Here is a 21,316-nt window from a genome sequence, read left to right as displayed (position 1 = left end):
ATCATTTCAGGAGGTTCTTATATGCAATTTTCTAAAAAGGCTCTAACCGCTGCACTTGCATCTACGCTAGCCGTAAGCGGCTTAGCTTTCAATAATGCTTCTGCAGAAAACGAAAACGAAATACGCAACGTTATCTTTTTAATCGGTGATGGTATGGGTCCAACTTACACAACAGGATACCGCGCACTTAAAGATGACCCAAAAACACCAATGATGGAAGACACAGCGTTTGATAAGCATTTGGTCGGAATGCAGTCAACATACTCTTCAGATGAAAAAGAGAGTATAACGGACTCAGCAGCTGCAGCAACATCAATGTCAGCAGGTATCAAGACTTATAATGGTGCCATTGCAGTAGATATGGAAAAACAAGACGTTAAAACTGTTTTAGAGCAAGCAAAGGAAGATGGTAAGTCAACTGGATTAGTTGCTACTTCTCAGATTAACCACGCTACTCCTGCTGCTTTCGGTTCTCATGATGAATCGCGTGAGAATTATAATGAAATTGCAAATGATTACTATGATGATATGATTGACGGCAAGCATAAAGTCGATGTGTTATTAGGTGGCGGGACGAGCTATTTTGTTCGTAAAGACCGTGACGTTACAAAAGAATTTGAAAAAGATGGCTATTCTTATGTAACTTCTAAAGAAGAAATGCTCAATGATAATAACAAACAAATTCTTGGTCTTTTCGCTCCTAAAGGCTTGGATAAAAAGATTGACCGTCCTGCAGAACAGCCTTCACTTAAAGAAATGACAAATTCTGCACTAGATCGTTTAAACAAGAATGATAAAGGTTTCTTCTTAATGGTTGAAGGAAGTCAAATCGACTGGGCTGGACACGATAATGATGTAGTTGCAGCTATGAGCGACATGGAAGATTTTGAACAAGCTTACCAGTCTGCAATTGAATTTGCTAAAAAGGACAAGCACACATTAGTTATCGCTACAGCTGACCACTCAACAGGCGGTATGGCAATGGGCCGTGACGGTGAATACAAGTGGGATCCTTCAGCGATTAAAGCTGCTAAGAAAACACCTGACTTTATCGCAAAAGAAATTGCAGAAGGTGCACCAGTTGAAGAAACACTAAAGAAATATATTGATCTTGAGCTTACACCAGAAGAAGTTCAATCTGTAAAAGACGCTAAAGAAAAGAGCGGCGATGTATTAGAAATCGATAACGCTATTGAAAAAATCTTTGACATTCGTACAGGTACAGGCTGGACGACTGATGGACACACTGGCGAAGACGTAACAGTTTACGCTTATGGTCCTGGCATGGAGAACTTTACTGGTAAGATCGACAATACGGATACAGCTAAAGAAATCTTTGCTATTCTTAAAAAGAGCAAATCTGCTATCCAAAAATAAACTCAATTTTAATTGGGTACTCTATTTAAAAAGCATCCCGTTCATTATTGCGGGATGCTTATCTATTAGGAGGTGTTTTCCGTGCCTTTTAAAGGATGGATGATACTAGGGTTAACAGCTGCACTTATTACAGGTTGTTCTACCGATAATACAGAAAAGAATAAAGAAGAAAAAACACAGCAAGAAGAATCTGGACAAGAACAAACTGACAAAAATTCAGATAAAATGACATTCACAGACAGTTCTCAAGCTCCTGATGATACAAAACTTACGGAAGTAAACAAAACTGTAGAAGATGCAGATGGGATTGTCACATTAAAGAAGTATAAGAAATTAGATGAGGAACAAAAAGCTGATTTAATCTCTCTTACCCTTTCAGAGGTAAAAGTTTTGCAATATAAGCCTTCTGTAGACTTGATTGATTTTTTTCACAGTTACACACATGAGCAGAAAGAGTTTCCGTATGTGAGAGTAAATGTCCGAATCAAAAATAATGGAAACAAACCCGTCCACTTTGCTCCGGTCTCCGAGATCAAGACCGACCAAGGAAAAAAAGTAACTTGGAAAGAAGATTTTTATTTAGAAAAACTAAATGGCGAAATCAAGCCAGGTGAAGTAAAAGTCGGAAGTTTAGGTTTTATATTAGAGGATACAGATCCGGAGAGTATTAAAACTATAACTATTAAGTCAAGTGAAGTCATTAACAATGAGAAAAAGAAAATCTCAGATCCCCTTTCTTTTGAGGTGAACTTTGATTAAATAAAAAACATCCCTTTTTGGGGTGTTTTTTTATTTTCCGGGAAATTTTTGTCGAATTTTCGGAACTGCTATTCTCTATTTAAAAACTCCCGCAGGAACTTCTAGTAATTGATTATTAACATAAACTGACTTATAATGGGAAACTGTTGTAATTTATGTATTTTCGCGGTTCGAAAACTCCCGCGTTAACAAAACTAGGAGGAATTATATGTTTAATTTTTATTTTGGTGTAGGTTTTGCACTTGTGAATTTTGTGCTTTTCTTACTGTGCTATAAGTGGTTTGGAAAAGCAGGTTTATTTGCTTGGATTGCTGCCGCAACCATCTTAGCTAACTTGCAAGTCGTGAAAACGATCGAGATGTTCGGACTTGTTATGACACTCGGAAACGTTATTTACGGCACGATCTATTTAGCAACGGATTTGCTAAACGAAAAATACGGTGAAAAAGAAGCTAAAAAAGCTGTTTGGTTTGGATTTTTCACACTTGTTATGACGACAATCATCATGCAGCTGGTTCTTGTATTTGAACCGCATGAAAGTGATTTTGCCCAGCCGCACCTTGAAGCTCTTTTCGGCTTAATGCCGCGTATAGCGCTTGGAAGCTTGACAGCCTACCTAGTCAGCCAATACCTTGATGTAAAGCTATTCGCTAAATTAAGAGAGAAGTTCTCTCGTCCAGACCAGCTTTGGATTCGTAACAACGGCAGTACGATGGTGAGTCAGCTGATCGACACGTTTATCTTTTGTATGATTGCATTTGCTGGCGTCTTTTCTTGGGACGTATGGCTTCAAATCTTCTTCACAACGTATATGATTAAGTTTGTTGTATCAGCAGCATCTACACCATTTATTTATATAGCAAGGGGCTTCAAACACCCAGAAGAAGCACAAAAACCAGGCATTTAATCGCCTGGTTTTTTCTATATCACTTTTATATAACTACCTTTTAGGGCTCTTTCTTTCGCTCTTTCATTCATCTCTTTTACTGCAGAAGAGATTTCGGATGCTGCTGCAATACTATGATTGTCAATCACCGTTGGATCTATCAAGCGAGGTTTTCCTTTTAAATGAATTTCATACTCATTTTCATTTTCTTCTAGATTTACAGGCTTAATGATTTCCTCATATCGTCTATTCAATTCATATTCCCCAGATTGCCTGATTTTATCTAACACTTCTTCATCTGTAAGGAGGAAATCATCTTTAGTGATCACTTTATCCCGCAAAGCCTCCTTCAATAACTTAATCAATTTATCATAGCCATATACATTGAGAGGATTCATAAAAAAGTCCTGAACTTCTTTGTAATATGCCTGAACAAACCATTCAGCATGGTGAATACCTTTTATGCAGATCAAGCTGTCGTTCACACAAAGACTAGGCAAAAAAACTTCTACTTCATCCTTTGTTATGTAGTTGTATCTATATAAGTCTCTGAGCGTATAATCAATTCGATCAGCGCAAAGAAGAGGAAGCGGCTGTTCTAGAAGCGGAAATTCTCCCTTAAATATCATATCTATGGAATAGTCATATTTTTTCAAGATCTGCGGTACCTCAGACTGCAAAAGTATCTCTTCAAAGATTTCTTCATGAAAATCTTCAGCTTCGTTCTCTAAAACAAAATCGATTACATGAGAAAACGCTGTATGTGATACATCATGCAGCAGTCCAGCAATTTGTTCTTCAATAGACCCGCCCAGCCTGCGAATGAGAAGCATAACGCCTATTGAATGTTCATATCGGGTTACATTCCATTTTGGGTTTACTAAATAAGAAGCTCCACCTTGATGAATGCCCTTTAAACGCTGAATAGGCTTTGACTGCAATAGATCTTGAAGTACAGATTCAACTTCGTACTCACCGTAAATTTCATCTTTAATAAGCATTATTTTAGCCCCCTTCTATCTTTGTCATCTTAACATAAATGAAACGTCATTCACCCCCTCTTTACATGAGCCGGTTTTATTAAGATTTCTGCTCTATAAGGCCTCTTTTTCTTTAGAATTGTAGGGAATATCTGACCATTCTTTTCCAAAATACCTTTGTTAGCATAAGTCTTGTGAGTCCTGCCTGTTTGCATGAGGCAGGCAGGATACACACACAACCAGTGCAAAGGGGATGGAAAGATGAACGTAAAGAAACTGACAGTAGCTTCACTTCTTTCGATGGGAATTATCAGTTCATTATTCACTACTGCAACATTTGCTTATGAAGCATCAGATCAAGTAGAAACAGTTGCTCACCGTGGTGCAGCAGGATATGCGCCCGAGAATACGATGGCTGCTTTTCAAAAAGGTGTTGATATGAAAGCTGATTATATCGAGATTGATGTACAGCAAACAAAAGATGGGGAACTTGTTGTCATCCATGATGTAACACTTGATCGTACAACAAATGGCACTGGATATGTAAAAGATCATACGCTCGAAGAAATTCGCCAGCTGGATGCAGGAAGTTATTTTGCACCAGAATTTGCTGGAGAAAAAGTTCCTACATTTGAGGAAGTACTTGATGAATTTCGAGGTAAGACAGGTATTCTTATTGAATTAAAAGCTACTTATTATTATCCTGGAATCGAACAAAAAGTAGCTGATGACTTAAAAGAACGCAACATGCACCTTCCTAACAATGAGAAAATTATCGTTCAGTCCTTTGAATTTGAATCTATGAAAAAAATGGACGAGCTTTTGCCAACTGTCCCTGTTGGTTTGCTTACAGGACGTGCAACTGATTTAAGCGAAGAGAAGCTGAATGAATTCGCAACCTATGCAGAGTATGTGAATCCAAGCAAATCCCTCGTTAACTCCTCTCTTGTAAATGAAGTTCATGAGCGTGATATGGGTATCATGGCTTGGACTGTACGTAAAAAAGAAGAAGTTCAGCCGCTGCTCGATGCCGGTGTCGATGGTATTATTACAGATTATCCTGATTATACTCCTTCACATAAAGCTGAATAAAGAAAAGTGTTGAGGCGTTAGTAGCGCTTCAACACTTTTTTGTTTAAGGCTCATTACATATAGATTGTTGCTTTTGACCATTTTTTATTGAGTTGACTTCTTTGAATAGTTGATTGGAGCGCAAGGTGCGTGCCTACCACATGATAAGCTTCTCGCAAGGCATGCGACGAGAAACTCACATCGGTAGCATTAACTTGTAGACGCAGGAGCAAGGTTCCTTCTATGAAGCGGGACAGGTGAGACTCCTAAATGCGCAAAGCGCGAGGAGGCTCACCGCACGCCCCGCGGAAAGCGAGCATCCTGAAGCGGAAATCAACATCTTCTAATAGAAACTATGTTTATGAAAAACAGCCTTGATTAATTGTATTGCTCTATGATCTCATCGAGTTTCTGAGATTTTTCACTAAGTTTGTTATTTATCTTTTCGTTGATGCTCAGCCATTGAGTCATTTTTTCTTTAGCGAGTTTTTCATCATCAGCTCGCATGGCATCATGCATCGATTTTTTCGTTTTATGCGCTTCTTGCTTTAAAGCTTTCAAGTCTTCATGAATCTGCTTCATATCCTGCCAAATTGCCTTTTTCCCGCTTCTAGTTTCTTTCTTTCCACCTTCAGCAGCTTTTACGTGAAGGCTGAAAAGCTGATCCTTCTTTTGTACAATCTCTTTTTTTATTTCAAGACGTTCTATTTTTAGCTCATTGGCCATATGTACTTCGGCTTCAAAGTTTTTCATGTGTCTGAAATGATGTTCTCTTTTCTCTTTTACAACCTGAACGTTATCCGCTTGTTGTGCAAAAACCGTTACAGATCCACTGGATAGTAAAGCAAAAGCCAGTGCAGCAGGTAAGATCTTTTTCATCTATATCACTCCTTAACTGTTATACTTGTATCATTTGTTAAAAAAGTGAATTTCTTGCGTTCATATGTATGTAATTTCTTTGACAATTCACTTCAGCTTTTTTAAAACCCGGTTAACTGTTTCTCTTCTAAGTCCAACAAACTGGCCGATTTCCTCCTGGGTCAGTACCTTTTCAACAGGCACTTCAGGAAAATAACTCGCAAACCACTTTTGAAGCTTTGCGACCTTTCCTTCCGGAGTTAATGTCGACATCTGATTGATCCTTTGCTGCATCATTCTTAATTTTGTTTCTAAAAGATGCGCTACTTCTTTAAAGACCCTAGGATCTTCCTCTAAAGACCTGTACCATTGCTCTGGATCAATTCTTGTGACCTCTGAAGGTAAAAGAGCAATCGCCGAGCCGTTGTATTCTTTATGGCTTGTTAGTGAATGATGCGGAATCATCTCACCTGGAACGATCAAATTTAATAATAACTGGCTTCCATCCTCATGTACTCTGACTATTTTTAATAATCCTTTATCAAGTTTGAATAAAGGCCCTTCTTCCCCTTGCCTAAATAAAGTTTCTCCCTTTGCTATAAACATGAAGAACTTCATCCCCCTTTGCGTCAATCGTGTTCACCCATTTCAGCCCATGCCCATACTCTTTATATGGGGAGGAAACAAAATGAACCAGTTCGCTTATTTCATACAGGAATTAACACTATTGTACAGCATTGCCCTAATAGGTTACATGCTTCGAAAAAAAGAAATATTACCGGAGGGCAGTGAAAAAGTTTTAACGGCTGTTATATTAAACGTCACTCTGCCTGCGCTTATTTTATATGGGATGGATGTTGAGTTTTCAGTTGAAAATTTAATTCAGTTCGGCTGGCTCTCTTTTATATCAGCATTTGTTCTCATCGTTTCATCTATAATCTCCTCTTTTACCGTTAAAAAATTAAAACCAGATACTCAAAAGAAAAATGCCTTAGAAGGCATCATGATCTTTGGCAATCAAGGCTTTCTTGGCATCGCAGTCTGCTTTTTATTGTTTGGAAAAGAAGGAGTTTTCTATGGCACTCTATTTAACTTCGTTTATTTATTATATATCTGGACATATGCGATCTACCTTTTTGCACGGAATGCAGAAAGCGTCCAAAGGCAAAAAGTTTTCTTGAATTCCGGTGTTATTGCTACCTTAGCCGGTCTATTATTGATGATTCTGCCCGGAACTCTTCCTGTTGTTATTTCTAATACGCTAGAACTGACAGGTAAACCTACTGTGCCGCTTTCCATGCTGTTGATCGGTTCTTTATTAGGAGGGATGCCTGTTGCAGAATTAAAGCTATTTCTAAAAAACAGAGCCCTTTGGCTGGCATCCTTTTATAAATTGATTCTATTTCCGCTTTTATTGGTGCCATTCTTATTTTTATCATTGCCGTTTCAGCTTTTTGCAGTCGCCTTTTTAGTAGCCGGAATGCCCTCAGCTCCTACGATCTCAATGTACGCTCAACAATATGGAGAAGATGCTTCCTTTGCAGCGGCAGGAGTTGCTTTAAGCACTTTTCTTTCTTGTATAACCATTCCAGCTTTATATAGCTTCCTTTTAATAATCTCGTCCCTTTCCTGAATCAGAAATCTCGAGCAGAATCTCAGGATATGGAGCAAAAAACGTCTGCTGCAATACCTCGTTATCTTCAAAACGGATAGCGTGTGATTTTAATAGTGTGGTAATACTTGAAAACGGCTCCTTCTTGTTGGCGTATTTTTGCAAAAGCTCTTCAAAAAAAGCCACTTCTCTGACAGATAGTTTGGATTCAAACCTTTTGAAAATTTCTTTGGCAACACTGCGATTAGAATCATTTCTCGCCGCGCGGTTAAACAACTTGTGCAGTGCATTTGCATACAGCTCAATCGTCTTCTCTTCACCGTTCTCATGAACATTTTTTAATATCCGGTTCATCACCTTTAAAGTCGGTTTGCTGTATGCCATGAGTAAATAGTAATTTTTTTTATGAAAATCGTTAACAGCATCTAATTCCTTAGGAAGCAATCTGCGAAAAGAGGCTAATGTGAAAAGTTTCGTATAAAACCTGTCCCGGATCGTAAAGTTATTTAGTCTTCCTTCCTCTTCAACTGCCAGATGCGAAAAGAGTTCCGTGACCTTTCCTCCGAACAGACCGCTTGCATGACCGATCGCCGGACCTTTTTCAGTTGACGCATACACTTTTACCTCTTTTATTCCGCATGAAGGTGAGCGTGTTTTTAAAATAAACCCGTCTGTATCCTTTAGGCCCGCTAGATAGTTTTCTGAGAATGTAGTCATTTCTTTTGTTACGTCTCGTTTTGTAGAAGGCTGAAGAAGCAAATAGTCTTCTCCTTGTTTTACAATTCTGATTGTTTCCCTCGGTGTTCCGAGGCCAATCTCCACTTCCGGGCATACTGGGACAAAATCTACGTACTCTATTAATTTTTTAATCACATCATTATAGATCACATCACCGTTGTAGCGGCACGCGTCAAATTCCAAACACTTGCTGACAACGACTCTAGGTCTTGCATAAGCTTCCATCCATCCTGCTCCTCATTCATTGTTTTCTATCATTGTCTCCATTTTCAGGTGAAATTTTATCATGATTCCTGTAAAATGTTGGTTAAAGAGAGGAGAGGTTAGATGACATATTATGAGGATCTTCGAAAACACGTAGGAAGTGCACCGCTTATTTTACCCGGATCAGTTGTAATCATTGTAAACAAAAATGAAGAAATACTGCTGCAGCACCGAAGAGATGGAGGCTGGGGACTTCCTGGGGGTTTAATGGAACTAGGTGAAAGTTTTGAAGAAACCGCAGTTCGTGAAGTAAAAGAAGAAACGGGTCTCGATATTGGTGGCTTAACACAGCTCCATGTTTATTCCGGTGCAGATCATTATTTAAAAGCTCCAAATGGAGATGAGCTCTATTGTGTAACTGCGGTATATACGGCAACAGACGTAAAAGGTAATATTTTAATAGATGAAGATGAATCTTATGATTTCCGTTACTTCAGCCCGAATCAGCTTCCTGACGGATTACTAAAGAGCACGCAAAGATACATAAACGATTATCTCCAGAAAAAAGAAAAGAACAGAGCGTACCGGTAGTTAAGCCGGTGTCTCTGCTCTTTTTTCGTTAAACTTAAATTCAACGAAATCACATACAGGTTGATATCCAATATTTTGATAGATTTTATTTGAAGTTGGATTCGCTAAATCCGTAAATAAGGAGCAAAATTCATATCCCTCTTGTAAAAGGTGTTCACTTAATGCGGCAACACAGGCACTCGCGTAGCCTTTTCCTCTCAGCTCTTTTGGCGTATAAACAAGATTTACTGCTACACCTTTAACATTAGGTCTTGTTTTAGATGCCATACATACGGCTTTCCCACCATCTTCCCAAACAAAAAGGAAGCCATCTCGTACTCTTGTATCTGCATATACTTCTGCTTCTTCACGCGTCATGAGCTGATTGATCTCACCTGTCATCTCAACAATCCACTGCGGTAAAAACGTTAAGTCACTTTCGGTTGCGAGCCGCAATTTCCCAGGACGTACCGCCGGCTGTATAACAGACTGCAGCGTATACAAGCGCACATCCATTAGCACTTTTTCTTCCAAATGATGAGCTGCTGTCCAATGCTTTGAAAAAGCTTTCCCAACTGCCTTTGGTGCATGTACTTTATGAATCGCGTAATTTTCTTTTATTAAATAGTCGGCTAAATGCGGGGCAGCTGCAACGCCGTCTGCTTCTTCTTTTTCTAACAGCAAGATGGCATATGGCGGAATCAGCATTGCAGCAAGAATGATCTTTCCATCTTTCTTTACTGTCGCTAAGAATGGCTTTTCTTTTTCCCACACTTTATCTCTGTTTCGCAGGCAATTCCCCAGCATAATCTGCGCTCTGTCCTCCTGATCAAGCAAGAACGTTTCCACTTCATCATAAAATGCAGGAATAGATTCATAACGTGTTACTTCCATAACCATGACCCTCTCTTTATATAAAGTCTGTAATCCTATATATTTCAATCTTTACAATTCGATTCCCTCTATTTCATAAAATCTTAAAGTCTTTATTTGATTAAAGGGCGTTGATTTCTGATATACTGACCATAACGTAAAGGGAGGTGAACGGAATGAGTACACATGTATTTACAAAACGTGAAGAAATAGCGAACGCCATCACGCATGGTATAGGGGTCCTGCTTAGTGTTGCCGTAACTTCCATCCTGCTCGTGTTTGCAGTCTGGAAAGGGACAGCTGTTCATATTGTAAGTTTTGCCGTATTTGGTGGAACGATGCTTGCGCTTTATACCGCATCCACTCTCGTACACGCTTTTCCTAAAGGACGGGTAAAAGATATATTTGAGATCATGGACCATGCTGCAATCTACTTGTTCATCGCCGGGACGTATACGCCGATCGTACTGATCGTTGTCGGCGGTGCACTGGGCTGGTCATTGTTCGGAGTCGTTTGGGGTCTTGCCGCTTTTGGGGTTGTCTTTAAAGTCTTTTTCACAAAAAAGTTTGTTGTTTTGTCCACGCTTGGTTATGTAGCAATGGGCTGGCTGATCACATTTGCGCTTCAAGATATTTCGGCAAACATGCCTCCTGAAGGAATTCAGCTGCTTGTTGCTGGCGGGATCATCTACACGCTCGGCAGTATCTTTTATGTGTGGCGCAGCTTTCCCTTTCACCACGCGGTTTGGCATCTGTTCGTTTTAGCGGGCAGTGTTTTACATTTTCTTATGATGTTTTATGTGCTCCCTCTGTCATAGAATAGATAAGGGGTGACAAAAATGAAAATCGTGCTGAGGATTGTTTTTGGAATTGCCTTTTTACTAGTAGCCTTTTTTGGTCTCGGTCCGGTGTTGATGGCAGACGGGATGCCTGGTGAACGGACGCTGACGCTGATTGTTGTTTTATTGATTTTTGCCGCATTGTTTGCAGTTTATAAATCGCTAAAGAAGAGAATTTCGTAAGAGCAGAGATTGACCTCTGCTCTTTTTTTATGCCGTAGACTTTTCGATTCTTTGTTGTTTTTGTTCCGTTTTAAATAATAAATAGTAGATCATCAAGCTAACAGAACCCATTAGAATAAACAAACCAGTAATTATCGCCGCTGAAAGAATACCGCTCAGCATGACAAATAGTGCAGCAATAATGCCTGAAAGGTGAAAAGATAAACCATAAACAGCCATGTAGGCTCCTCTTGCATCATCAGGTATTAATGAAGCCAAATAAGCTTGCTTAGCCGGAATATGTGCCAGTTCCCCTATGGTGGCAATAAACATAGCTATTAGTAAAACTAAAGGAATATTACTATAACTAATAACGATATAGCCAAACGCATAACAAAAACCTCCCCCAAGCATCAGAAGACGCTCTTGATACTTTTTCAATAAAGCTGCAATGACTAAACTTAGCAGAACGACTAAGATCGTGTTTTCTGCTTTTAGCAAACCAATCAGCTGGAATCCATCTACTTCAAAGATTGAAGTGAACGGGAGCAAAGGTATAGGATCCTTAAATTGTTCGACAAGTTTTATACCCATATATGTCGTTAGACTTTCTTCTAAGGAAATAAGGAACAAGCCTGCTATAGTAAAGAATATAAATCGTCCATTTAAAAAAATATCCCTATAATTCTCAATCCAGCTTTTAGTATCTTGTTGACTGATTTGAATAGCAGCTACGGAAACCTGAATGTCCTGCAGCCATATTTTCGTTACAATCCACGAGAGAAAAGCCACAAGTGCAATTCCAATAAACATTTCATATGGGTATTTTTTAAAAAGAAAAGCTCCGATTAGACCTCCTGCTGCAACAGCAAGATTATTTAGCCAATACGAGACCGTATAAACAGCCTTCCTGTTTTCCTGTGTACTCGAATCAATTATGACCGCACCATAGGCAGGTCCTGCCATTCCAGTAAAAAACATAATAATGATAAATAAAATAAAGTTAGTGTGAGGCGATATCGAAAATATTAGATTACTAATTCCTGCTAAGAGATAACCTATTCCTATCATTCCTTCACATAATAAAATTGTATTTTTTCGTCCTATCCGATCAGCACGTCTCCCTCCTAACAAAGCTCCTGTAATTCCTGATAAAATCACACCAATGTACATGAGCCCTGTTGCAAATTCACCTACCTGATTTGAAAAGAAAATCGCTAAGAACGGGATTACAGCTGAGGAAGCAAGTGTTGTAAAAAATTGAAGAGCCAGCCTTAATTGAATGTTACGATGAAACGTAAAATAACTCATATTCAAACCTCCATTTTTATGATTGATTAATCAATCATTTGTATTTTAAAAATAAACCGAAACACATTTAGCGTTTCGGATATAGCAATTGAAAAGCCGGAATCTTAAGCTTTTCCCAGATGCGTGACACAGCATAGTCAGTAAAAGTTAATCTGATTCCTAATAAAAAGCCCAAATAAGCAGTTGCTGTTAAATCAGCGTCAGATTCTTCAAGGACACCCCTTCTTTGCGCATTTGTAATAATTAGAATAAGCTTTTGAATAAACTCAAGGCTAAAATCATCAAGCTCTTTAAAAGGTTCAGGAAACTTCGTATGCTGTCCTATTACTTGTACTACTAATTGCAGATACGTACGCATCTCGATAAAAATACGAATATGTTTGTCTATCATACTTTTAATTTCAGCCAATAAATCCTCAGCATCAGGATCAAACTCTAAAAGATCCACTTTAAAAACGGTGTTTAATGGCTCTGTAACAGCATGGTAAAAAAGCTGGTCTTTGTTTTCGAAGTATGTAAAAACACTGCCGAAGCTCACACCAGAAGCTTTAGCTACTTTAGCTATTGTTGTACTTTCATAGCCTTGTTCAGCAAATAAGATGATTGCCTGCTGCAGGATTTTTTCACGTTTTTGTTCCATCGCTTTAATTTGTTTGTCTGATAAAGGCAAAATAAATTTCTCCTTTTTACCGATGATTGGTTAATCAATCATTATTATATGTGATATGTTAAAATTAGTAAACAACTTTTTATGGAATACATTATAATGTCTGTTGAGCACCGTCTTTTTACAATGTGTATGGTACAGAATAGTGATAAAGTTCTATTGATTAAGCGTCCCGACGAACGAGGATTTCCTGGTTATCTAGCTCCAGGAGGTAAAATTGACTTTCCTGAAAGTTTAATAGATGGGGCAATTAGAGAGGTAAAAGAGGAAACTGGGCTCGATGTCTCCAATCTCGTCTTTAAAGGGATCGATGAGTATGTTAACCCGAAAGAGAATGTCAGATACATGGTTTTTAACTATTGGACTTATATGTTTTCTGGTGAATTGATGGAAGATCCACCTGAAGGAGAGCTTGTATGGGTGCCGATTTCTAAAGCTCTTGAACTGCCTATGCAAAGCTGGTTTAAAGAAACGTTCCCTTTGTTCTTTGAAGCAGGCACTTTTGAAATTCAGAGAGAGTGGGATGCTGATATAGATGAGCAGATCAAAGTAAAAACTTTAAAGACTTGATTTAGCATATATGACTAATGTCGAACTAATGTAAACTCGTGGATTCAACACCCTTTTTTGTGGATTCACGCCCAAAACTTTAGGATTGGGTCTCACAGCACTGCCGAAAACCACTACTACACAGCCAAATACCCTCTCAAAGACTCACTAAAAAGGAAAGGATGACTCAATCACGAGTCATCCTTCTTTATTTCACTTATTTTATTTAATTATCTGCAGTTCTTTCGGATATTTCGTCAATGTTTCATACCCAACAGCGGTTACAACAACATCATCTTCAATACGTACACCGCCGATGTCATCGATATAGATCCCTGGTTCGATCGTGTACGTCATGCCTTCACGCAGCACGCCGTCATTGTTATCACTCATGGACGGGAACTCATGGACATCGATTCCCAAGCCATGCCCGATGCGGTGCGGGAAGTTGTCTCCATAGCCTGCTTCTGTAATATGGTTGCGCGCAATTACATCAAGGTCTCCGATGCGTGTACCTGGCTTTGATGCTTTCAACGCCTTCAGCTGCGCCTGCAAAACTGTATCATAAATCTCACGGCGTTTTTCATCCAGATCACCAAACGCTACCGTACGCGTGATGTCAGAGCAATAGCCGTCTAACACAACACCTAAGTCAAACAATACAAAATCACCGTGCTGAAGCTTTCTTAAGCCCGGTTTACCATGAGGCTGTCCTGCTTTCTCGCCAAACAGCACCATTGTCGAGAACGACATTTGGCTGATGCCTTTTTTCTTCAGTTCGAACTCGATCTTCGCGAGTACTTCCATTTCTGTTACGCCTTCTTTAAGTGCTGCAACACCAACTTCAACGCCGTAGTCCGCCAAACGTGCCGCTTCACGAAGGGTCTCAAGCTCGCCTTCTTCTTTTATTAAACGAAGTTCGTTCAGCAGCTCTTCAGCCCCAACTAACTTTGTATTCTCAAACATACCAAGAAGCTTTTCACCGCGTGCATATGGAAGTGTTTCTTTTTCCACCGCAATTGAAGTTGCTGCTGTTACACCGCGCCCAGCCAAAGTTTCCTGCACTTTAGCCCACGGATCTTCAGAATCGCTGTATCCAACAATTTCATGTGTCCATCCTGCACCTTTTGCCTGTGAATGCTCCATTCCCGGGCAAATCATGAACGGTTCACCTTCTGGCAGTACAACAACACCAAGCACACGTTCATGCGGATCCGTGTAAAGTCCAGACAAATAGAAAACATTTGCCTTCGTATGAATGAAGGCAAACGTTTGACCTTCTTCTTTTAACCAATCTTTAACCTTTTGAATACGTCCTTCGTTCATATGTATACCTCCATTAAAAGCCTGAATTGGCATCAAAGTTTTATCTCTCACTGTCTATTGTAAAATAAACCCCACAGAAAAAACAGAAACACACATCGCATTCGCAAATGTGTGCTCTATTTTTCTGTTAGGTTCATTTCTAAAAGGTTGTTGCTTGGAACATTTTAGTGAGTACGCTTCATTGAAAGTTGATTGGAGCGCAAGGTGCGAGACTCCTGCGGGATCAGCGTGCCAGCTACCTGAGTATTCTTCTGGTAAGGCATGCGACGAGGAAGCTCGCATCATCAGGATTTTCTTGTAGACGCAGGAGCAGCACTTCATATCTTCACAGGGGCTCACCGCACGCCTCGCGGAAAGCGAGCATCCTGGAGCGGAAATCAACCACATCTAACAGCAAAAAGATTTTTTTGTTAAAACTGTACTTTTTCCTCGATAAAGCTCTTAAGGTCTGCAATCTTCACACGCGTTTGTTCCATCGTGTCACGGTCACGAACAGTCACCATGTCATCTTCTTTAGAATCAAAGTCATACGTGATACAGAACGGTGTACCGATCTCATCTTGACGGCGGTAACGTTTACCGATCGATCCTGTTTCGTCATAATCCACATTGAAGTCTTTAGCTAATGAGCTGAACACTTCAGTCGCTTCTTCAGACAACTTCTTAGACAATGGCAGGATTGCCGCTTTATATGGCGCCAATGCAGGATGCAAGTGCATGACTGTTCTGCTTGTGCCATCTTCTAGTTCTTCATCTTCATAAGCATCGATTAAGAACGCTAGCGTTACGCGGTCAGCACCTAGAGAAGGCTCGATGCAATACGGAATGTAACGTTCGTTCGTTTCTTGATCAATGTAGTTAAAATCTTCACCGGAGAACTCCATGTGACGCTTTAAGTCAAAGTCTGTACGGGATGCTACACCCCAAAGTTCGCCCCATCCGAACGGGAACTTATATTCAAAGTCAGTCGTCGCGTTAGAGTAGTGAGAAAGCTCATCTTCATTATGGTCGCGAAGACGAAGGTTCTCTTCAGTCATACCTAATGACTTCAGCCAGTTTTCAGCTGTATCTTTCCAATAGTTGAACCACTCGATCTCGGTTCCTGGCTTACAGAAGAACTCAAGCTCCATTTGTTCGAACTCACGCGTACGGAACGTGAAGTTACCTGGCGTGATCTCGTTACGGAAACTCTTACCGATCTGTGCGATACCGAACGGCAATTTTTTACGCATCGTACGCTGAACATTTTTAAAGTTAACGAAAATTCCTTGTGCAGTTTCCGGACGCATGTAGATTTCGTTGGAACTTGATTCTGTTACACCTTGGTGCGTTTTGAACATCAAGTTGAATTGGCGGATGCTTGTAAAGTCGTGGCTTCCACACTCAGGACAGGCAATATTGTACTCTTTCACTAATTCTTCCATCTTTTCGAACGGAAGACCGTCTACGATGATTTCTTTTCCTGCTTGATCTGCTGCATCTTCAATCAGCTTATCAGCACGGTGACGCGCTTTACAGTTTTTGCAGTCCATCATTGGATCGTTGAAGTTTCCAATGTGACCTGAAGCTTCCCAAGTACGAGGGTTCATAAGGATCGCTGCATCCAAACCTACGTTATAAGGGGACTCTTGAACAAACTTTTTCCACCATGCTTTTTTCACGTTGTTCTTCAGTTCAACACCAAGCGGACCGTAATCCCACGTGTTTGCAAGACCTCCATAAATTTCAGATCCCGGAAATACAAAACCGCGATGTTTCGCATGATTTGTGATGGTTTCCATGTTTTTTGACATTGTAATTCCTCCCATTCGGATTTAGCCTTATGGACCGTTCGTCTTTTATAAAAAAATAAAAAACTCCCGTCCCAAGGCGCTATGCCCAGGGACGAGAGTTGTATCTCCCGCGGTTCCACCCTAGTTGATCCGTCCGTATGTAAAACGAATCCTCTTTTCCAAAACAGCTCCGGATTGCCGTTTCACTAATGTCTCTTACCGGGCTTGCACCGCCCCCGGCTCGCTTTAAAGAGTGTCAGATTAGCTACTATTCATCCTTCACGGCTGCATATCTTGTTTTATTATAAAGTAATATTACCAAAAAACAAAAACATTAGTCAAAATATTTTCCTATTATATGCGTTTATTACTTCAATTGTGCAAGTTCCTCTTTAACTTGTTCCAAAGTTGGAAGAGATGTCATTGCACCTTTACTCGATACCGTTAGAGCCCCTGAAATACTGCCGAAAACCGCCATATCGGCTGCTTCATCGAGACTAAGTTCCTCAAGTGTCCCCTTATATTCATTTAACTGATGCAATACCGCTGAAACATATGCATCTCCCGCTCCCGTCGTATCAATAGCTGTAACACCTTTTGCAGGAATATACTCACCGCCATCTTTCGTGACAACATAGCTGCCGTCATCTCCGAGGGTGATAAAAAGTAAGGGTATATCGTATTGCTGAAGGACTTTAATACCTTCCTCAACCTTTTTTAATCCTGTAATAAATTCTAGTTCCTCTTCTGAAAGCTTAACTATATCTGCATGAGGGAGCATGGAAAGAATGGTTTCACGTGCCAAAGCAGGTGTCTTCCATAGCGAAAGCCTTAAGTTCGGATCAAAAGAAACCCACATGTCGTTCTCTTTTGCGAGTTTAACGGCTTTTTCCGTCGCACTTTTGGATGGTTCGGCAATCAAGGAAATAGAGCCGAAATGAAAGATTTTTTTGTCTTTGAAAAGACTAGGCTGTATATTCTTTTCTTCTAAGAAGCGATCGGCACTCGGATTAATGTAAAATTCAAAAGACCTTTCTCCTTTTTCAGATAAGGTTACAAAAACAGCTCCCGTCCGCACAGCATCGGTTTTATACACATGAAACGCATTTACACCGTAACTTTTCAATGTATCAATTAAAAAGTCACCGAGTACATCGTCACCGACTTTGCCTAAAAAAACAGCATCTGACCCAAGGCGTGCGACACCCACTGCTACATTAGCGGGAGCACCGCCGGCACGTTTATAATACATCGAATTCGTTTCATCAGTAGGGATAAAATCAACAAGCGCTTCACCTAAAGAGATAATTCCTTTTTTCATCATTGCCTCCCCCTTTGTTTTATTAAAAAGGCTGTTTTCGTAAAATTTGTTGCTTTTGAATGAGTTAATTTCCGCTGCAGGACTCGCTTTCCGCAGGGTGTGCGGTGAGCCCAATCGTCGCATAGCGACATTGATTGGTCTCTCCTGTCCCACTTATCCTGCAGGAGTCTCGCCCTTCCGCTCCAATTAACTGTTCGATGAAGAAATTCTTCAAAATCTCTCAGTTGCAACAATGTATAGAAAAAAGAACCTTTTAAAAAAACCAGACCAAATAAGCCTGATTTTTTTCTCTATTTCATCTTAATCTGCAGCAGAGACGTTTCACCTTTTGTTGCATCTGAGGCAGCTCGCTTATCCAAGGATTCAACGGCATCTCCATTCGTGATAACGATTGGGGTCACCGTGCTTGCTGCTTTCTCTTTAATAAGATCTAAGTCAAAAGTCAGAAGTTTATCGCCTGCTTTTACTTTATCCCCAACATTCACGTGACCTTTAAAGCCTTCACCGTTCATGTTCACCGTCTCAAGGCCCACATGAATTAAAATTTCAGCGCCAGATTCAGACTGAATACCAATCGCGTGCTTCGTGTGGAAAAACTGCACAATTTCACCGTCAACAGGTGATACAACCACACCTTCTGTTGGCTCTATCGCAATCCCGTCCCCCATCATTTTTTGAGAGAATGTTGGGTCTGGTACTTCTTCTATTGATACGATTTTACCTGTTAAAGGAGCAACAATCGTTTCTTCTTTTTTCACTTCTTTTTTTCCGAACAATTTATTAAACATATTCCTTCACTCACCTTTCCGTCTGCTTACCTTTATAATTTACACTTGTGGGAACGCTTTAAAACATTCGACTTTTAAAAATAACGATACTAAAGAAGACCAAAGAACAGGGAAAGCAGTGTTTCAATGTTCTTCAGGTCTCTTAGTTTGTCAGTTCTCTCAGCAAACTTTACATATAAAAATAATGCAGCGTTTGCTTAAAAGTCAATTAGAAAGGTCTCACTTTATTGATAAAGCGCATTAGATAATAGACGGAATAAGTAGTCCGTATGGTCACGGAAGCCTGCTTCAAGTCCGATCAGTGTCACATCTTCATCTGTTTCTTCCACGATAACTGCTTGTCCTGCTGCAAGCTCATTATTTTTCCAATGTCCGGCCATAAAGAAATCTCCTGTTTTAAACGAAGCAACAGTTTTCGCTTCACCAAGCTCTGTGAACCAAACTGGCTTATAAACAAAACCTAGGTCATTCTCTTTATAGCCTTTGCTTAGCTCATCTTCACCGTATACTACTTCCACAATTCCATTGCTGTCAGACCCCCCGGTATTCACTTTAATATCTGTAAGTCCCATCATGCTGGATGCCTTTGCACCGCCTGCGCCAACCGCGATAAATTTACCGCCGCCATCTACAAAGTCCTGAACATTCTCTGCAAACTTGTCATACGCTTCTTTTGTTCCTACAACAAAAGGCTTGTTCGCTTCTCTAACTTTTTCATATTGAAGCATCAGTTCTGTTCCGCTGTAAATAAACGCATCAAAGTTTGAAATTCCTTTTTCAGCTACCTCTTTAGGTGTTACTTCTGTTACAGAGAAACCTAGGCGTTCGAGTGCAAGCTTAGTGCCGGCATGTGTTTGTGCTTTATTTATACCGCCATCCTTTAAAATCGCAACTTCTATAGTAGTCAGCTTTTCCTTTTCTGATGGGATCGCTGCTGTATCCACCTTTAAACCTGATTCTTTTACAAGAGATACACTTTTTGCTGGAATGCTCTCCAGATAAAAATTGCCGTCTTCCCCTTTATAGACTGCCGCACCAGCTTGCAGCAATTCATTAACCAGCTCTACCGCTTCTACTGAGCTGTTTTCAATCACATAAGGACCTTTTCCATTCAAAGATCCATGGTAGTCAGCGCTTTTTACTGGTGAGGTTTTTGCGTTTAATTCAGACTTCACTTCAACGGCTTCAAAGCCCCAAAGTTCTGGCAAGCTCCACGCGGAAATGTCATACATAGCCGGTGTATCATTCGTGATGTCTTCACCGTTCCAGAGCATTGTGTTCGCGAGTCCCGCTTTCGCCTGGTCCATAGGTACAATAAAGGTTCCTTTAGGGTAAGTTACCCCTTCTGCTGTGAAAGGCTTATTCGCTTTTTCAACAGAAATGTCGTTATCAAGGAGATGGTTAACCGCCTTCTCTGCAACTGTCGGGTCTTTTTCATCTACAGGAAGCACATAAGCATTCGGGAAGAACCCTTGTTCATGGTAAGGGTGATCAAAATTAATTCCTCTTTTGAAAATTTCAATCTGATCCGTCAGCATGCCCTGTTTATTTTCTGTTGAAAACTTAAGAGCTCCCATTACCGCATCATTCGCCCATTTCACGCCATCCCACGTATTTGTCGGCGCTTCTAATGTATAGCCATAAGCCCCATGATACATGGCATACATAGGGGTAAAGATTGGCGGATAGTCGTCCCAGCCAAAGCTGTCATCACGCTGAGGAATGTATGTCCCGCTCATATTTTGATAGGTTTCACTTTCATATTCTGCTTTATTTCCTACGATCTCAGCTTCCATCGCTTCCGCTTGATCTAACGCCCACTTTGAAAAAAGATCATACTCATAGTTAGGATTATGCGGCGGTGTACAAGGCTCGATCAAGCCTGGCTTATTTTCCATCCAGTTCACGTACCCATGAAGATCTAAGAAGACCATCGGATTCCATTCTGTAATAAGATCGACCGTTTGCTTTGTCTCGGGCTGAGACTGCGTAATGAAATCACGGTTCAAGTCGATACCCTCACCGTTAAAACGAGTGCCGTCCACACGTCCATCAGGATTTGCAGATACATTGAAGATTAATATATTGCTAGCTAGAATTTTTTTTGTCGTTTCATCGTTCTTAAACGCAAAACGTTCGATCAGCTGAAGAACAGCATCAGAGCCTATGTATTCCGTTCCATGAATGGAACCGTTAATCATAACCGGCACTTTAAAATCTTCATTCTCGGCGACCCACTTTTGTGCTTTTTCAGGATTTTTAATCATTTGCTTGCGGAGTTTTTTATAATGACCATACTTACCTTTATCTTCAGGATTTGAGATGGTGATTGCGTATAATGGATGTCCATCTGCCGAATGTCCTGTAATTTCTAACGATACACGTTCACTTTCCTTATCAATCTTCTTAAGTATTTCATCAAACTTAGAATACTTTACAAAATCATAATGCTCGGAGTTAAAAAGACTTCCATCTGCCTCTTCACTTACATTTACATTCTTCCACTTTTTCTGCAGTGCTTCAGCTGTAACTGCATAAGGTGTCGAAGCTAGTAAACTTATACTTAATACCCCGGCAAACCACTGTTTTTTCATTTATTTCTTTCTCCCCTTCCTTCAATCTGGAAATAATTATAATTATTTATGAATATTTA

General features: G+C 40.1%; 21 protein-coding genes and 1 riboswitch. Of the genes, 9 read left to right on the top strand and 12 right to left on the bottom strand.

The genetic code is table 11. The annotated features are described in order from the left end of the window. Nucleotides 1–21 precede the first annotated feature (21 nt). The 3 genes from ACFW35_RS00640 to ACFW35_RS00630 all read left to right on the top strand — a co-directional run bounded on the left by ACFW35_RS00640 (nucleotide 22) and on the right by ACFW35_RS00630 (nucleotide 3,043). Nucleotides 22–1,377, top strand: a complete 1,356-nt coding sequence (locus ACFW35_RS00640) for an alkaline phosphatase (protein WP_379843023.1) — start codon at nucleotides 22–24, stop codon at nucleotides 1,375–1,377. 81 nt (nucleotides 1,378–1,458) lie between these two features. Continuing rightward, on the top strand, nucleotides 1,459–2,136 hold the full coding sequence (locus tag ACFW35_RS00635) for a DUF4352 domain-containing protein (protein WP_379843021.1): 678 nt from the start codon (nucleotides 1,459–1,461) through the stop codon (nucleotides 2,134–2,136). A gap of 159 nt (nucleotides 2,137–2,295) precedes the next feature. Then, a riboswitch (PreQ1 riboswitch) is annotated at nucleotides 2,296–2,340 on the top strand. A 4-nt stretch (nucleotides 2,341–2,344) separates the two neighbouring features. Then, nucleotides 2,345–3,043 carry a queuosine precursor transporter gene (locus ACFW35_RS00630; protein ID WP_379843020.1) on the top strand — a complete coding sequence of 233 codons (699 nt, stop codon included), beginning with the start codon at nucleotides 2,345–2,347 and terminating at the stop codon, nucleotides 3,041–3,043. 14 nt (nucleotides 3,044–3,057) lie between these two features. On the opposite strand, the gene ACFW35_RS00625 is transcribed toward ACFW35_RS00630, so the two are convergent. Further along, nucleotides 3,058–4,023 (bottom strand): HD domain-containing protein, encoded by a 966-nt coding sequence (locus tag ACFW35_RS00625; RefSeq protein WP_379843018.1) that lies wholly within the window; start codon nucleotides 4,021–4,023, stop codon nucleotides 3,058–3,060. 240 nt (nucleotides 4,024–4,263) lie between these two features. On the opposite strand from ACFW35_RS00625, the gene ACFW35_RS00620 reads away from it, so the two are divergent. Beyond that, nucleotides 4,264–5,094: a glycerophosphodiester phosphodiesterase gene (locus ACFW35_RS00620; protein ID WP_379843016.1), complete on the top strand. Its 831-nt coding sequence runs from the start codon at nucleotides 4,264–4,266 to the stop codon at nucleotides 5,092–5,094. A gap of 357 nt (nucleotides 5,095–5,451) precedes the next feature. Here the strand turns inward: ACFW35_RS00620 and ACFW35_RS00615 are convergent, their stop codons facing one another. Further along, a complete protein-coding gene (locus ACFW35_RS00615) occupies nucleotides 5,452–5,952 on the bottom strand; it encodes a hypothetical protein (RefSeq protein WP_379843014.1) in 501 nt (166 codons plus the stop codon). Between the two features lie 87 nt (nucleotides 5,953–6,039). Further along, on the bottom strand, nucleotides 6,040–6,537 hold the full coding sequence (locus ACFW35_RS00610; RefSeq protein ID WP_379843013.1) for a Crp/Fnr family transcriptional regulator: 498 nt from the start codon (nucleotides 6,535–6,537) through the stop codon (nucleotides 6,040–6,042). An 82-nt stretch (nucleotides 6,538–6,619) separates the two neighbouring features. Between ACFW35_RS00610 and ACFW35_RS00605 the strand changes: the two genes are divergently transcribed. Continuing rightward, nucleotides 6,620–7,564 (top strand): AEC family transporter, encoded by a 945-nt coding sequence (locus tag ACFW35_RS00605; RefSeq protein WP_379843011.1) that lies wholly within the window; start codon nucleotides 6,620–6,622, stop codon nucleotides 7,562–7,564. Here the strand turns inward: ACFW35_RS00605 and ACFW35_RS00600 are convergent. Next, nucleotides 7,541–8,506, bottom strand: coding sequence for a YbgA family protein (locus ACFW35_RS00600; protein WP_379843009.1), 966 nt, complete (start codon nucleotides 8,504–8,506; stop codon nucleotides 7,541–7,543). The genes ACFW35_RS00605 and ACFW35_RS00600 overlap by 24 nt on opposite strands. 102 nt (nucleotides 8,507–8,608) lie before the next feature. Between ACFW35_RS00600 and ACFW35_RS00595 the strand changes: the two genes are divergently transcribed. After that, entirely contained in the window at nucleotides 8,609–9,076 is a 468-nt protein-coding gene (locus ACFW35_RS00595) for an NUDIX hydrolase (protein ID WP_379843008.1), read from the top strand. Here the strand turns inward: ACFW35_RS00595 and ACFW35_RS00590 are convergent, their stop codons facing one another. Continuing rightward, nucleotides 9,077–9,949: a GNAT family N-acetyltransferase gene (locus ACFW35_RS00590; RefSeq protein WP_379843006.1), complete on the bottom strand. Its 873-nt coding sequence runs from the start codon at nucleotides 9,947–9,949 to the stop codon at nucleotides 9,077–9,079. It lies immediately after the preceding gene. Nucleotides 9,950–10,104: 155 nt separating this feature from the next. Between ACFW35_RS00590 and trhA the strand changes: the two genes are divergently transcribed. Both trhA and ACFW35_RS00580 read left to right on the top strand, forming a co-directional pair. After that, entirely contained in the window at nucleotides 10,105–10,746 is a 642-nt protein-coding gene (trhA, locus tag ACFW35_RS00585; RefSeq protein WP_379843004.1) for a PAQR family membrane homeostasis protein TrhA, read from the top strand. A 21-nt stretch (nucleotides 10,747–10,767) separates the two neighbouring features. Then, entirely contained in the window at nucleotides 10,768–10,950 is a 183-nt protein-coding gene (locus ACFW35_RS00580; protein ID WP_379843003.1) for a DUF6954 family protein, read from the top strand. A 27-nt stretch (nucleotides 10,951–10,977) separates the two neighbouring features. On the opposite strand, the gene ACFW35_RS00575 is transcribed toward ACFW35_RS00580, so the two are convergent. Then, complete coding sequence (locus ACFW35_RS00575; protein ID WP_379843001.1) at nucleotides 10,978–12,240, bottom strand: MFS transporter; 1,263 nt, start codon at nucleotides 12,238–12,240, stop codon at nucleotides 10,978–10,980. A gap of 67 nt (nucleotides 12,241–12,307) precedes the next feature. Continuing rightward, complete coding sequence (locus tag ACFW35_RS00570; protein ID WP_379843000.1) at nucleotides 12,308–12,910, bottom strand: TetR/AcrR family transcriptional regulator; 603 nt, start codon at nucleotides 12,908–12,910, stop codon at nucleotides 12,308–12,310. A gap of 81 nt (nucleotides 12,911–12,991) precedes the next feature. Between ACFW35_RS00570 and ACFW35_RS00565 the strand changes: the two genes are divergently transcribed. Then, nucleotides 12,992–13,477: an 8-oxo-dGTP diphosphatase gene (locus tag ACFW35_RS00565; RefSeq protein ID WP_379842998.1), complete on the top strand. Its 486-nt coding sequence runs from the start codon at nucleotides 12,992–12,994 to the stop codon at nucleotides 13,475–13,477. A 201-nt stretch (nucleotides 13,478–13,678) separates the two neighbouring features. On the opposite strand, the gene ACFW35_RS00560 is transcribed toward ACFW35_RS00565, so the two are convergent. The 5 genes from ACFW35_RS00560 to ACFW35_RS00540 form a co-directional block, all read right to left on the bottom strand. Then, nucleotides 13,679–14,782 carry a M24 family metallopeptidase gene (locus ACFW35_RS00560; RefSeq protein ID WP_379842997.1) on the bottom strand — a complete coding sequence of 368 codons (1,104 nt, stop codon included), beginning with the start codon at nucleotides 14,780–14,782 and terminating at the stop codon, nucleotides 13,679–13,681. Nucleotides 14,783–15,192: 410 nt separating this feature from the next. Continuing rightward, nucleotides 15,193–16,575 (bottom strand): glycine--tRNA ligase, encoded by a 1,383-nt coding sequence (locus ACFW35_RS00555; protein WP_379842995.1) that lies wholly within the window; start codon nucleotides 16,573–16,575, stop codon nucleotides 15,193–15,195. Nucleotides 16,576–16,921: 346 nt separating this feature from the next. Next, nucleotides 16,922–17,875 (bottom strand): aminoimidazole riboside kinase, encoded by a 954-nt coding sequence (locus ACFW35_RS00550; protein ID WP_379842993.1) that lies wholly within the window; start codon nucleotides 17,873–17,875, stop codon nucleotides 16,922–16,924. A 290-nt stretch (nucleotides 17,876–18,165) separates the two neighbouring features. Further along, complete coding sequence (locus tag ACFW35_RS00545) at nucleotides 18,166–18,663, bottom strand: PTS sugar transporter subunit IIA (protein ID WP_379842991.1); 498 nt, start codon at nucleotides 18,661–18,663, stop codon at nucleotides 18,166–18,168. 224 nt (nucleotides 18,664–18,887) lie between these two features. Beyond that, nucleotides 18,888–21,257 (bottom strand): M14 family zinc carboxypeptidase, encoded by a 2,370-nt coding sequence (locus ACFW35_RS00540; RefSeq protein WP_379842990.1) that lies wholly within the window; start codon nucleotides 21,255–21,257, stop codon nucleotides 18,888–18,890. Between the last annotated feature and the right edge of the window lie 59 nt (nucleotides 21,258–21,316).

It is taken from the genome of Fictibacillus sp. NPDC058756, assembly GCF_042746035.1.
GTDB lineage: Bacteria > Bacillota > Bacilli > Bacillales > Fictibacillaceae > Fictibacillus.
Note: the sequence above shows the minus strand (reverse complement) of the source record. Positions and strands in the feature narration are given on the sequence as shown.

What these genes read in the sequence shown, in the direction of transcription:
- ACFW35_RS00620 (WP_379843016.1), top strand. Translation starts at nt 4,264, where the DNA reads ATGAACGTAAAGAAACTGACAGTAGCTTCACTTCTTTCGATGGGAATT.
- ACFW35_RS00605 (WP_379843011.1), top strand. Translation starts at nt 6,620, where the DNA reads ATGAACCAGTTCGCTTATTTCATACAGGAATTAACACTATTGTACAGC.
- ACFW35_RS00625 (WP_379843018.1), bottom strand. Translation starts at nt 4,023, where the DNA reads ATGCTTATTAAAGATGAAATTTACGGTGAGTACGAAGTTGAATCTGTA.
- ACFW35_RS00540 (WP_379842990.1), bottom strand. Translation starts at nt 21,257, where the DNA reads ATGAAAAAACAGTGGTTTGCCGGGGTATTAAGTATAAGTTTACTAGCT.
- ACFW35_RS00600 (WP_379843009.1), bottom strand. Translation starts at nt 8,506, where the DNA reads ATGGAAGCTTATGCAAGACCTAGAGTCGTTGTCAGCAAGTGTTTGGAA.
- ACFW35_RS00560 (WP_379842997.1), bottom strand. Translation starts at nt 14,782, where the DNA reads ATGAACGAAGGACGTATTCAAAAGGTTAAAGATTGGTTAAAAGAAGAA.
- ACFW35_RS00640 (WP_379843023.1), top strand. Translation starts at nt 22, where the DNA reads ATGCAATTTTCTAAAAAGGCTCTAACCGCTGCACTTGCATCTACGCTA.
- trhA (WP_379843004.1), top strand. Translation starts at nt 10,105, where the DNA reads ATGAGTACACATGTATTTACAAAACGTGAAGAAATAGCGAACGCCATC.
- ACFW35_RS00590 (WP_379843006.1), bottom strand. Translation starts at nt 9,949, where the DNA reads ATGGAAGTAACACGTTATGAATCTATTCCTGCATTTTATGATGAAGTG.
- ACFW35_RS00580 (WP_379843003.1), top strand. Translation starts at nt 10,768, where the DNA reads ATGAAAATCGTGCTGAGGATTGTTTTTGGAATTGCCTTTTTACTAGTA.
- ACFW35_RS00550 (WP_379842993.1), bottom strand. Translation starts at nt 17,875, where the DNA reads ATGAAAAAAGGAATTATCTCTTTAGGTGAAGCGCTTGTTGATTTTATC.
- ACFW35_RS00615 (WP_379843014.1), bottom strand. Translation starts at nt 5,952, where the DNA reads ATGAAAAAGATCTTACCTGCTGCACTGGCTTTTGCTTTACTATCCAGT.
- ACFW35_RS00555 (WP_379842995.1), bottom strand. Translation starts at nt 16,575, where the DNA reads ATGTCAAAAAACATGGAAACCATCACAAATCATGCGAAACATCGCGGT.
- ACFW35_RS00595 (WP_379843008.1), top strand. Translation starts at nt 8,609, where the DNA reads ATGACATATTATGAGGATCTTCGAAAACACGTAGGAAGTGCACCGCTT.
- ACFW35_RS00545 (WP_379842991.1), bottom strand. Translation starts at nt 18,663, where the DNA reads ATGTTTAATAAATTGTTCGGAAAAAAAGAAGTGAAAAAAGAAGAAACG.
- ACFW35_RS00575 (WP_379843001.1), bottom strand. Translation starts at nt 12,240, where the DNA reads ATGAGTTATTTTACGTTTCATCGTAACATTCAATTAAGGCTGGCTCTT.
- ACFW35_RS00565 (WP_379842998.1), top strand. Translation starts at nt 12,992, where the DNA reads ATGGAATACATTATAATGTCTGTTGAGCACCGTCTTTTTACAATGTGT.
- ACFW35_RS00630 (WP_379843020.1), top strand. Translation starts at nt 2,345, where the DNA reads ATGTTTAATTTTTATTTTGGTGTAGGTTTTGCACTTGTGAATTTTGTG.
- ACFW35_RS00610 (WP_379843013.1), bottom strand. Translation starts at nt 6,537, where the DNA reads ATGTTTATAGCAAAGGGAGAAACTTTATTTAGGCAAGGGGAAGAAGGG.